The following is a 12,193-nucleotide window of genomic DNA, read 5'->3' as shown; positions in this document are numbered from 1 at the left end:
GCTGCGCCGGCTCGGCCAAGCGCACGGCGCCACGCTGGCGATGACACTGCTGGCCGCGTGGACCACGCTGCTCTGGCGCTGGACCGGCCAGCGCGACGTCTGCGTCGGCACACCGGTCGCCGGCCGGGTCCGCGCCGAGCTGGAGCCGATGGTCGGCTTCTTCGTCACCATGCTGCCGCTGCGCACCGTGCTCGACGGCGACTGGACGTTCGCCGAACTGCTCGGCGAGGTCCGGCGCACCGCGCTGGGCGCGTACGACCACCAGGAGGTGCCGTTCGAGCGGCTGGTGGACCTGGTGGACGCGCCCCGTGACCTGAGCCGCAACCCGCTGTTCCAAGTGATGTTCAACCTGCTCAACGTGCCCGAGCAGCGCGACGTCGAGGCGGGCGGGCTGCGGCTGACCCCGTTCGCGGTCGAGCCGGGCATCGCCCAGCAGGACCTGGCGCTGTACGCGTACGAGGTGGCCGAGGGGCTGCGGTTCCGGCTGGAGTACAACACCGCGCTGTTCGATCCGGCGACCGCCGAGCGGATGGTCGGGCACCTGGAGACGCTGCTGGCGGCGGCCGTCGCCGACCCCGGCACCCGGCTCGCGGCGTTGCCCGTGCTCACCGCCGCCGAGCGCACGCAGCTCGCCGGGTGGAACGACACGACCGCGCCGGCCGGCTGGGACGCCCCGGACGGCCGGGCGCCGACGCTGGTCGACCTGTTCGCGGCCCAGGTGGCGGCGAATCCGGATCGGCCGGCCGTGACGTTCGGCGGCACCACGCTCGACTACGCCACGCTGGACGCCCGGGCCAACCGGCTCGCGCACCGGCTGCGCCGGGCCGGCGTCGGGCCGGACGTGCCGGTCGCGGTCTGCCTGCCCCGCTCGCACGAGCTGCCGGTCACGCTGCTCGGCGTGCTCAAGGCCGGCAGCGCGTACGTCCCGGTGGACCCGGAGTACCCGGTGCAGCGGCAGCGGTACGTGCTGGCGCACAGCGGCGCGACGGTGCTGGTCACCGACGCGGGCCGGACCGAACGGTTCGACGACTTCGCCGGCACGGTGGTGCGGGCCGGCGCGGACGCGGCCGGCGAGCCGGACACCGCTCCCCCGCCGACGGCCGGGCCGGAGCACCTGGCGTACCTGATCTACACCTCCGGTTCGACCGGCCGGCCCAAGGGCGTCCGGGTGAGCCACGGCGCGGTGGTGAACACGCTCGCCGCGATGCGGGAACGACCCGGCCTGACCCGGGACGGCACCATGCTGGCGATGGCGAGCTTCGCCTTCGACATGTCGGTGCCGGAGCTGTTCCTGCCGCTGGTGGTGGGCGCGCGGATGCTGCTGGTGGACCGCGACGTCGCGTACGACGCGTCCCGGCTGGCCGGGCTGCTCGCCGCCGAGCGCGTCACGCTGGCCCAGGGCACGCCGACGACGTGGCGGCTGCTGATCGAGTCGGGTTGGACCGGCGCACCGGGGCTGACCGCCGTCTGCGGCGGCGAGGCCGTGCCCGCGCCGCTGGCCCGGCAACTCGCCGAGCGGGTGGACGCGCTGTGGAACCTCTACGGCCCGACCGAGGCCGCGGTCTGGGCCACCATGGACCGGATCACGCCGGACGAGAGCCGTCCCACGATCGGCCGGCCGATCGGCAACATGCGCGTGCACGTACGCGACGCGGCGATGAACCCGGCGCCGGTTGGCGTGCCCGGCGAGATCTACCTCGGCGGGCCCGGCCTGGCCCGCGACTACCACGACGACCCGGCGCTGACCGCGCAGCGCTTCGTGCCCGACCCGGACGGCGGTGGGCGGCTCTACCGCACCGGCGACCTGGGCCGGTGGCTGGCGGACGGCCGGATCGAGTTCCTCGGCCGGGCCGACTCGCAGGTGAAGGTGCGCGGGTTCCGGATCGAGCTGGGCGAGATCGAGGCGGTGCTGCGCCGCCACGACGCGGTCCGCGACGCGGCCGTGGTGGTGCGCGAGGACGCGGGCGAGAAGTCCGTGGTGGCCTACCTGACGCTGGCCGGCACCCCCGAACCCGACGCCGGGCACGCGGTGACGGCCGACGTCACCGCCGACCCCGCGCCGTGGCGGGCGTACGCGCGCACCTGGCTGCCGGACTACATGGTCCCGGCGGCGTTCGTGCCGCTGAACCGGATGCCGCTCAACGCCAACGGCAAGGTCGACCGGGCGGCCCTGCCCGCGCCGCACCGCGACCGCGCCACGGTCGGCGCCGGCGAGCCGGACACCCCGCTGCGGGCGGCGTTGGCGCGGCGCTGGGCCGAGGTGCTCGGCTACGAGCGGGTCGGCATCGACGACGACTTCTTCGACCTGGGCGGCGACTCGTTCCGGGCGATCAAGGCGCTGGCCGGCAGCGACCCGGCGATCAGCGTGCTCGACCTGTTCCGCCACCCGACCATCCGGGCGCTGACCGCGCACCTGGACGCCACCGGCGGCTCCGCCGGGCGGCTGCTGCACGAGCTGACCCCGGAGCGGCCGGGCACCCCGACCACGCTGACGCTGCTCTGCGTACCGTTCGGCGGCGGCAGCGCGATCACCTTCCAGCCGCTCGCGGACGCGCTGCCGGCCGGGGTGTCGCTCTACGCGCTGGAACGGCCCGGGCACGACCTGAACCGCCCGGACGAGCCGATGCTCGACCTGGACGAGCTGGTCGACCGCTGCGTGGCCGAGGTGGTCGAGCAGGTCACCGGCCCGGTCGCGGTGTACGGCCACTGCGTCGGCGGCGCCGAGGCGGTGGAGTTGGCCCGCCGGCTGGAGGCGGCCGGCGTCGACGTCACCGGCGTGGTCGTCGGCGCGCACTTCCCCGCGCCCCGGCTGCCCGGCCGNGCACGCTGGAGTCGCTGCGCGCGATGGGCTTCTTCACCGAGGTCTTCGACGAACGCGAGAAGGACTTCGTGATGCGGGTGGTCCTGGCCGACGCGGCCCGGGGCGAGGACTACTACACCGACGTCTACGCCGCCGGCCTGCCCCGGAAGCTGTCCGCCCCGCTGGTCTGCGTGGTCGGCAGCGGCGACCGGGCCACCGAGCTGTACCAGGAGCGCCACCTGGAGTGGGAGTTCTTCGCCGACCGGGTGTCGCTGGAGGTGATCGACGGCGCCGGGCACTACTTCGCCAAGCACCAGCCGGCCGAACTGGCCGGGATCATCCTGGCCCACTGCGCCACCGCGCCCGTCGAAGCCGCCGAGCCCGCCGGGGCCACCGCGCCACGCGCCGAGGGTAAGCCGGCCGCCGCACGGGGGTCGGCGGCGGACGCCGTACCCGAGCGGGCGGCGCCCAGCCTGGCGGTGTTCTACCTGGTCGCGATCGGCCAGCTCGTCTCGCTGATCGGCAGCGGGCTGACCGCGTTCGGCATGGGGCTCTGGGTCTACCAGCGGACCGGGTCGGTCTCGCTGTTCGCCACCGCCACCGTGCTCGCGCTGCTGCCGGCCGTGGTGCTCTCCCCGATCGCCGGTGCGCTGGCCGACCGGTGGGACCGCCGAAGAATCATGGTGCTGGCCGACTGCCTGGCCGCCACCGGCACGGTGAGCCTGGCGCTGCTGCTCTGGCTCGGCCACCTGCGCCTCTGGCACATCCTCACCGCGATCACCGTCTCCGCCGTGGCCACCGCGTTCCAGCAACCCGCCTACCAGGCGGCGGTCACCCAGCTCGTGCCGAAGCGCTACTACGGCCGGGCCAACGGCATCGTCTCGCTCGGCACCGCCACCAGCACGGTGCTGGCACCCCTGGTCGGCGGCGCGCTGGTGCTCGCCGTCGGGCTGCGCGGCATCGTCGTGATCGACCTGGTCACGTTCGCCGTCGCGGTCACCGTCACGCTGTCGGTCCGCTTCCCGGACACGCTCTTCGTCCGGCGGGAGGAGCCGTTCCGGCGCGAGGTGCTGGGCGGCTGGCGGTTCATCGTCCGCCGGCACGGCCTGGTCGCCCTGGTCGTGCTGGTCGCGTCGCTGAACTACTTCTTCGCCATGGTGGAGGTGCTGGTCACCCCGCTCACGCTCTCCTTCGGCGATCCGGCGGTGCTCGGCCGGGTGCTCGCCGCGAGCGGGGTCGGCATGGTCGTCGGTTCGGTGCTGATGGGCGTCTGGGGCGGCACCGCCCGCCGGACCACCGGCATCCTGGTCGGCGTCGTGCTGCTCGGCGTCTCGCTGCTCACCGTCGGGCTGCGACCGGACCCGCTGTTCCCGGCGCTCGGCCTGCTCGGCATGGGCCTGGCCACCTCGCTGGTGAACACCCACTGGCTGGCCATCGTGCAGGCCAAGGTGGGCCTGGAACTCCAGGGCCGGGTGCTCGCCATGGCGCAGATGCTGTCCTGGCTGATGGTGCCGGCCGGTTTCCTGAGCGCCGGCCCGCTGGCCGAGCACGTGCTCGCCCCGCTGGCGCGCCCCGGCGGCCCGCTCGCGGCGCTCGTCGGCACCGGCCCGGGCCGCGGGATGGCGCTCGCCGCGATCCTGGCCGGGCTCTGCGCGCTGGCGCTGGCCGGCGGCGGCATCGCCTACCGGCGGATCCGCCGGCTGGAGGACGAACTGCCGGACAACGACCCCGGCAGCGTGATCCTGGCCGACAAGGACCGCCTCCAAGAGGAGGCGGACCGCCGGCTCGCCCTGGCCACCACCGGGGGTGGCCGGTGAGCGCGCCCGCCCGTTCCGCCGGGCCGAGCCGCCGCGCCGCCGCCCGGCGTACCGGCGGCGCGGCGGCCACGGTGGACTGTCTGCACCGGATGGTCGCCGCACAGGCGGCACGCACCCCGGACGCGGAGGCGGTCCGGCACGGCGACGCCACGCTCACCTACCGCGATCTCGACGAGGCGGCGAACCGGCTGGCCCGGGTGCTGCTGGCCCGGGGCGTCGGCCGGTCCGACCGGGTCGGCGTCTGCCTGCCGCGTACGCCGGACCTGGTGGTCGCGCTGCTCGCCGTGCTCAAGGCGGGGGCCGCGTACGTGCCGCTGGACCCGGCGTACCCGGCGGCCCGGGTGGCGTTCATGACCGCCGACTCTGGGGCTCGGCTGGTGCTGACCCGGTCGGACCTGGCCGGCCGGTTCCCCGGCCCGACCGTGCCGGTGGACCGGCTCGACCCGGGCAGCGACGGCACCGACCCCGCGGCCCCGGTGACGCCGGAGGACCTGGCATACGTGATCTACACGTCCGGCTCCACCGGGCAGCCCAAGGGCGTCGCCATCGAGCACCGCTCGGCGTCGGTGCTGCTGCACTGGGTCCGGCAGACCTTCGACGACACCGAGTTGGGCGGGATGCTCGCCGCCACCTCGGTCTGCTTCGACCTGTCCGTCTTCGAGATCTTCGGGCCGCTGGCCTGGGGTGGCCGGGTGCTGCTGGTCGACGACGTGCTGGCGCTGGCCGCGCCGGGGGCGGAGCGGCTGCCGGTCACGCTGGTCAACACCGTGCCGGCCGCGATGGGGGAACTGCTCACCGCCCGGGCGTTGCCGGCGGGCGTGCGTACGGTCTGCCTGGCCGGTGAGCCGCTCACCGCCGCGCTGGCCGCCCGGGTGTGGGCCCGCACGCACGTACGCCGGTTGTGTAACCTCTACGGGCCGTCCGAGGACACCACGTACTCGACCTGGGCCGAGGTGCCGCGCGACGGCGGGGACCCGCCGATCGGCCGGCCGCTGCCGGGCACCCGGGCGTACGTGCTCGACCCGGACGGCCGGCCGGTGCGGCCCGGCGAGGCCGGCGAACTGCACCTGGCCGGCGCCGGACTGGCCCGGGGCTACCTGGACCGCCCGGCGGAGACCGAGGCCCGGTTCCGGCCGGACCCGTTCCGCCCCGGCGAGCGGATGTACCGCACCGGCGACCGGGTCCGGCTGCGCCCGGACGGGCAACTGGCCTACCTGGGCCGCCTCGACGACCAGGTGAAGCTGCGCGGCTACCGGATCGAGCTGGGCGAGGTCGCCGCCCGGCTCGCCGACCTGCCCGGCGTACGCGAGGCGACCGCCGCCGTGCGACCCGGCCCGAGCGGGGACCCGCTGCTGGTCGGCTACCTGGTCGGCGCGCGGCGCGACGACGTGCGGGCCCGGCTGGCCGAGGTGCTGCCCGCACCGCTGGTGCCGGCGGCGGTGGTCTGGTTGGACCGGCTGCCCACGCTGCCCAACGGCAAGGTGGACCGGTCCGCCCTGCCCGCGCCGACGTTCGGCTCCGCCGCCGACGCCGGAGCACTCGGCCCGACCGGCGCGCTGGTCGCGGCGGTCTGGCGGGAACTGCTCGGCGTGCCGGTCAGCGGCCCGGACGACGACTTCCTCGCGCTCGGCGGCGACTCGCTGCTGGCCGTCCGCTGCGCCACCCGGCTCACCGCCGCCACCGGCCGCCGGGTCCACCCCGGCGACCTGTTCGCCCATTCGACCGTCGCCGCGCTGGCCGCCCACCTCGACACCCCCGCCACCCCGGACGGCGAGTCGACGGACCCGGCGCACGACGGTCGGGACGGCCGACCAACGGGTCCGGCCGACGGACCCGCGCCGCTGTCGGCGGCGCAGCGGCGGTTCTGGTTCCTGCACCAACTCGACCCGGCGGACACGTCCTATCTGCTGGCCTTCGCGGTCCGCTTCGCCACCGCGCTGGACCCGGACCGGCTGACCCGGGCGCTGCACCGGGTTGTCGCCCGGCATCCCGCGCTGCGCACCGTGTTCGCCACCGGGCCGCAGGGGCCGGTGCAGGTGGTACGCCCCGACGCCCGGCCGGACCTCGTGGTCGCGCCGCCCGAGCCGGGCACCCCGCTCGACGCCCGGCTCACCCGGCTCGCCGCCACGGCCACCCGTACCCCGATGGACCTGGCCGTCGGGCTGCTGCTGCGCGCCCACCTGGTGCCCGACGCCACCGGTCGGGCGGAGGCGCTGCTGCTGGTCGTGCACCACGCGGTCGCCGACGACTGGTCGTTCGGGGTGCTGGTGCGGGACCTGGCGCGGGCCTACGACGACCCGGACGGCCCACCCGGCGCCCCGGCGCCCGGACCGGCAGTGTTCGCCGCCGCACAGCGCGCCTGGCTGGCCGGCCCGGCCGGCCGCCGCGCCACCGACGAGCTGGTCGCCGCCCTGCACACCGCCCCGGAGGTAAGGAGGGGCCCCCTGTTAACGCCTGCGGTAGCGGAGGGGGCCCCTCTTAACAGCACAGACCCACGCCGCGCGGCGCGGGGCGGGGCGGCGCTGCGGACCACGGTGGACCCGGGGACCGCCGCGGCGGTGCGGGAGCTGGCCCGCGCGCACCGGGCCAGCCTGCACATGGTCGGGCTGGCCGCGTTCGCCGCGCTGCTCGGCGTCGCCACCGGCCGGGACGACCTGCTGGTCGGCGTCGCGTTCGCCGGGCGCACCAGCGTGTCCGCCGAGGACAGCGTCGGCTGTCACGTCAACACGCTGCCGCTGCGACTGCGCCCGGCCCCGGACCGGCCCTTCGCCGACCTGCTCGCCGAGGCGCGTCGGGCCACACTGTTCGCCGCCGCCCGCCAGGACGTGCCGTTCGACCTGCTGGTGGAGCGGCTGCGCCCGACCCGCACGCCGGGCCGCAACCCGCTCGTCCAGGTCGCGTTCGGGGTGCAGAACGCCCCGCCGGCCCGGCACCGCAGCGCCGCCGGTGGCGAGTTCACCGGTGTCGAGCTGACCCCGGACGGGTCCCGCCTCGACCTGACGCTCTGGCTGGACGACCGACGGGACGCGCTGGACGCGCTCTGGACCTACCGCACCGACCTGTTCGACCACGACACGGTGGTGACGTGGCACCGCCGCCTCACCGCGCTGCTGCGCGCCGCCGCCGCCGACCCCGGACGCAGTCTGGCCGACTGCGCCGCCACCGCTGGGAGTGAGAGATGACCGATCAGATCCGGGTCGCGCGGCCCGTCCCCCGCCGCGGCCGGGAACGGAACCTGGTGGACGTACGACCGGACTGGCCCGGCGGGCCGTTGCCGGCGCTGGTGCGGGCGAACGTGCCCGACGTGGACCTGGCCGGCTGGCTGGCCGGGCACCGCGACGAGGTGGACGAGTTGGCCCGCCGCGCCGGGGCGGTGCTGTTCCGGGGCTTCGCGGTGGCCGGCGCGGAGGACTTCCGCACCGTGATGGCGGCGCTCTCCGGCGACGTGCTGTCCTACGGCGAGCGGTCCTCGCCGCGCAGCCGGGTCACCGAGGGCGTCTACACGTCGACCGAGCACCCGGCCGACCAGCCGATCGTGTTGCACAACGAGCAGTCGTACACGGTCACCTGGCCGCTGCGGATCGTCTTCCACTGCGAGACCGCGCCGGCCGCCGGTGGGCGTACGCCGCTGGCGGATAGCCGCCGGGTGCTGGCCCGGCTGCGCCCGGAGACGGTCGCCGAGTTCGAACGGCGGGGCGTGCTCTACCGGCGCAACTACCTGCCGGGCATCAGCCTGAGCTGGCAGACCGCGTTCCAGACCGGGTCGCGCGCCGAGGTCGAGGCGTACTGCGCCCGCGCCCTGATCGACGTGGAGTGGGTGGGTGAGACGCAACTACGGACCCGCCAGGTGCGCCCGGCGGTGCGGCGGCACCCGGTCACCGGGGAGCGGACCTGGTTCAACCACGCGTTGTTCTTCCACGTCACCTCGCTGCCCGAGGACGTGAGCGCCGGGCTGCGGGCCGCGCTGGCCGAGGAGGACCTGCCCTACCAGACCGCGTACGGGGACGGCACGCCCATCCCGGACGAGGTGCTGGCCGAGCTGCGGACCGCGTACGCGGCGGAGACCCGCTCGTTCGACTGGCGGGAGGGGGACGTGCTGCTGGTGGAGAACATGCTCGCCGCCCACGCCCGGGAGCCGTTCACCCCGCCCCGGCGGATCCTCACCGCCATGTCCGACCCGGTGGCCGCGCCGGAACTGGCCGAGCGACGCCCGGAAGGGAGAGAAGCATGAGCGCCCCGGGACCCCGTCGCCGTGCCGCCGGCGGGACCGCCACCGAGCCGGTGACCCGCCGTACGCTCGGCCCGGACGGTTTCGTGCTGCTGGTCGAGGCCGCCGTGCCCGACCTGGACCTGGCCGGCTGGCTCGCCGGGCGGCGGGCCGAACTGCTGGCCGACCTGGACCGGCACGGCGCGGTGTTCTTCCGCGGCTTCGACGTGCGCAGCGCCGACGACTTCGGCCGGGCGGCCCGCCAGGTCGGCCCGGAGCTGCTCGGCTACCTGGAGCGGGCCGCGCCCCGGCACGAGGTGGCCGACAAGGTGTTCACCTCCACCGAGTTCAACGCCGCCCAGTGGATCCCGCTGCACCACGAGATGTCGTACTCGCACAACTGGCCGACGCACCTGTTCTTCTACTGCGCGCAGCCGGCCACCGGCGACGGCGGCGCGACGCCGTTGACCTCCGAGCGGGTGGTCACCCCGCTGATCCCCGCGCGGGTGCGGGAACGGTTCTGCCGCGACGGCGTCCGGTACGTGCGCAACTACGGCCCGCACCTGGACCTGCCGTGGCAGGAGGCGTTCCAGACCACCGACCGGGCGGAGGTGGAGGCGTACTGCGCCGCCTCGGCGACGGAGTTCACCTGGCTGGGCTCGGACGGGCTGCGGACGGTGGCGCGGCGGCAGGCGACGGCCACGCACCCACGTACCGGGGAGACGGTCTGGTTCAACCACGCCCACCTGTTCCACGTCTCGAACATGCCGCCCGAGGTGGCCGGCGCGCTGCTGCGCGAGTACGGCCCGGAGGGGCTGCCCCGCAACGCCTACCACGGCGACGGTGAGCCGATCGACGACGAGGTGGTCACCGGCATCCGTGAGCTGTACCGGCAGCACGCCCTCTCCGTGCCGTGGCGGCGCGGCGACGTGCTGGTGGTGGACAACTTCCTGGCCACCCACGGCCGGGAACCCTTCACCGGCGACCGGCAGATCCTGGTCGCCATGTCCGACCTCTACGTGAACCGGAGTGTGCTGTGAACGGATACCGTCTGTCCCCGGTGCAGCGGCTGGCCTGGTCCGGCAAGCAGGACCTGGTGCGGGCCCGGGTCCGGCTGGCCGAGCCGCTCGACCGGGCCCGGTTGCAGGCCGCCGTGGACGCGGTGGTGGCCCGGCACGAGGCGCTCCGGCTGACCCTGGTGCACCACCCGGGGCTGCGGGTGCCGCTGCAGGACGTGGACGACGACCGTACCGTCACGGTCGACGCGCAGGGCGAGCTGTCGGTCACCCTCACCGACGACGCCTTGGAGCTGGCTGCCACCCCGCTCGTCGCCGACCCGGCCAGCCTCCGCCTGGTCCTCGCCGACCTGGCCGCCGGGTACGCCGGGGACCTCCCGCCGGCCGACGAGGAGGCGTTGCAGTTCCTCGACGTCACCGAGTGGCAGGTGGAGGAGCGGGAGGCGGCACCGTCCGCCGCGCCGGGCGCACCGGCCGCCCGGTTGGTCGAGCCGCACGGGGACGACCCGGGCGCGGAGGTCACCGCGACGCTGCCCGCCGTCGAGCTGGCCGGGGTCGCCCGGGGCGCGGGCGGAACCGTCGACACCGTGCTGCTCGCCGCCTGGGCGCTCGCGGTCGCCCGGCGGGCCGAGGCGCCCGACGGGGCCGAGGAGACGGACCTGGTGCTGGCCCGCTGGCACGACGGGCGGCAGGCCGACGGCACCGCCGGGGTGGTCGGCCCGCTGGGCGGCTACGGTCCGCTGCGGCTGGCGCTGCCGCTGCCGGCGGAACCGGCCGAGCTGCTGGCCGCCGTCCGGGCCGCCGAGGTCACCGCCGACGAGTCGTTCCACCTGGTCGACCCGATCGACGAGGCGACCGGGGCGGCCGCCGGGTTCGCGGTGCAGCCGACCGTCGCGCCGAGCACCGTGGCCGGCCTCGGCGGTACGGCCGTGGAGGTGCCCGTCCCGCCGCCGCCGACCGGCCCACGGCTCACCGTGCTCACCGGCGACGACGAGGTCACGCTGCGGGTCACCGGCGGGCGGTGGCTGCTCGACTCGCTCGTGGCGGTGCTGCGCACCCTGCCGGCCGCGCTGGCCGGGGACGCTCCGCTCGCGGTGCTCGGCGCCGGGGAGGCGGCCTGGCTGGCCGAGGCCGGCGGCACCGTGGGCGCGACGCCGGGGCGTACCCTCGTCGACCTGCTCGACGCGGGGCTGGCCACGATGGACCCCGACGCCCCGGCGGTGGTCGCGGCCGACGGCGCGTACCCGGCCGGTGAGCTGGACGCGCGGGCCGCGCGGGTGGCCTCGGCGCTGGCCGCGCGCGGCCTTGCCGGCACGCCGGTGGGCGTGCTCGCCACCCGCTCCCGGGACACCGTGGTGGCGTTCCTCGGCGTGCTGCGCGCCGGCGCGGTGTTCGTGCCGCTCGACCCGGACGCCCCCGCGCCGCGCCTGACCGCGCAGGCGGACGCGGTCGGTGCGGCGTGCGTGGTGGGCACCGGCGGGCCGGCGACCGTCTCCGTCGACGAGCTGGCCGCCGCCGACGGCCCGCCGCCCGCGACCGCGCCGGCGCCGACCGACCCGGCGTACGTCATCTTCACCTCCGGCTCGACCGGTACGCCCCGGCCGGTACGGGTCTCGCACGCCGCCGCCGCGCACCTCATCGGCGCGCTGGAGGCGACCGTGTACGCGGACAGCCCGGCGGGGCTGCGGGTGGCGGTCAACGCGCCGCTGACGTTCGACGCCTCGGTGAAGCAGCTCGTGCAGCTCGCCCACGGCCGGAGCCTGTTCCTGGTGCCGGAGGACGTGCGCCGCGACGGCGCCGCGCTCGCCGCCACGCTGGCCGGGCACCGGGTGGACGTGCTCGACCTGACGCCCTCGCAGGCGCGCATCCTGCTCGCCGGTGCGGGTGACGCCCGGCTGCCCGGCCGCCTGCTGCTCGGCGGCGAGGCCGTGCCCGACGACCTGTGGGCCGAGGTGGCGGCGTTGCCCGGCGTGAGCGCGGTCAACCTGTACGGCCCGACCGAGTGCACGGTGGACGCCACGGTCGCGCCGATCCGGGCCGGGGACCCGCCGACGATCGGCCGCCCGCTGCCGGGCGTCGCGGTGCGGGTGCTCGACGAGCGGCTGCGCCCGGTCCCGCCGGGGGTGGCCGGGGAACTGTGCGTGGCCGGCCCGCAACTCGCCGACGGCTACCTGGGTGANCCCCGCCGGTTCGTGGAGCTGCCGCTGCCGGCCGGCGGCGTCGAGCGGGTCTACCGCACCGGCGACCGGGTCCGCTTCGACGCCGAGCGGCGGTTGCGCTACCTGGGCCGGCTCGACGACCAGGTGAAGATCCACGGTTTCCGGGTGGAGCCGGGCGAGGTCGCCGCCGTGCT

The 12,193-nt window shown here is 76.3% G+C and carries 6 protein-coding genes; all 6 read left to right on the top strand.

Going from position 1 to position 12,193, the window contains the following annotated elements; all coding sequences use genetic code 11:
• Nucleotides 1–40 precede the first annotated feature (40 nt).
• Complete coding sequence (locus B1205_RS29635; RefSeq protein ID WP_441338480.1) at nucleotides 41–2,893, top strand: non-ribosomal peptide synthetase; 2,853 nt, start codon at nucleotides 41–43, stop codon at nucleotides 2,891–2,893.
• Nucleotides 2,845–4,617, top strand: a complete 1,773-nt coding sequence (locus B1205_RS11220; RefSeq protein ID WP_089155554.1) for an MFS transporter — start codon at nucleotides 2,845–2,847, stop codon at nucleotides 4,615–4,617. Before B1205_RS29635 ends, B1205_RS11220 begins: the two co-directional genes overlap by 49 nt.
• Nucleotides 4,614–7,799, top strand: coding sequence for a non-ribosomal peptide synthetase (locus B1205_RS11215; RefSeq protein WP_089155553.1), 3,186 nt, complete (start codon nucleotides 4,614–4,616; stop codon nucleotides 7,797–7,799). Before B1205_RS11220 ends, B1205_RS11215 begins: the two co-directional genes overlap by 4 nt.
• Nucleotides 7,796–8,848, top strand: coding sequence for a TauD/TfdA family dioxygenase (locus B1205_RS11210; RefSeq protein ID WP_089155552.1), 1,053 nt, complete (start codon nucleotides 7,796–7,798; stop codon nucleotides 8,846–8,848). Before B1205_RS11215 ends, B1205_RS11210 begins: the two co-directional genes overlap by 4 nt.
• A complete protein-coding gene (locus tag B1205_RS11205; protein ID WP_089155551.1) occupies nucleotides 8,845–9,864 on the top strand; it encodes a TauD/TfdA family dioxygenase in 1,020 nt (339 codons plus the stop codon). The genes B1205_RS11210 and B1205_RS11205 overlap by 4 nt, the downstream gene beginning before the upstream one ends.
• A gap of 1,175 nt (nucleotides 9,865–11,039) precedes the next feature.
• Nucleotides 11,040–12,193 (top strand): amino acid adenylation domain-containing protein (locus tag B1205_RS33340; RefSeq protein WP_441338479.1); only part of this gene is annotated, 1,154 nt, incomplete at its 3' end.

The organism is Micromonospora sp. NBS 11-29, from assembly GCF_002140155.1.
Taxonomy (GTDB): Bacteria; Actinomycetota; Actinomycetes; order Mycobacteriales; family Micromonosporaceae; genus Micromonospora.
Note: the sequence above shows the minus strand (reverse complement) of the source record. Positions and strands in the feature narration are given on the sequence as shown.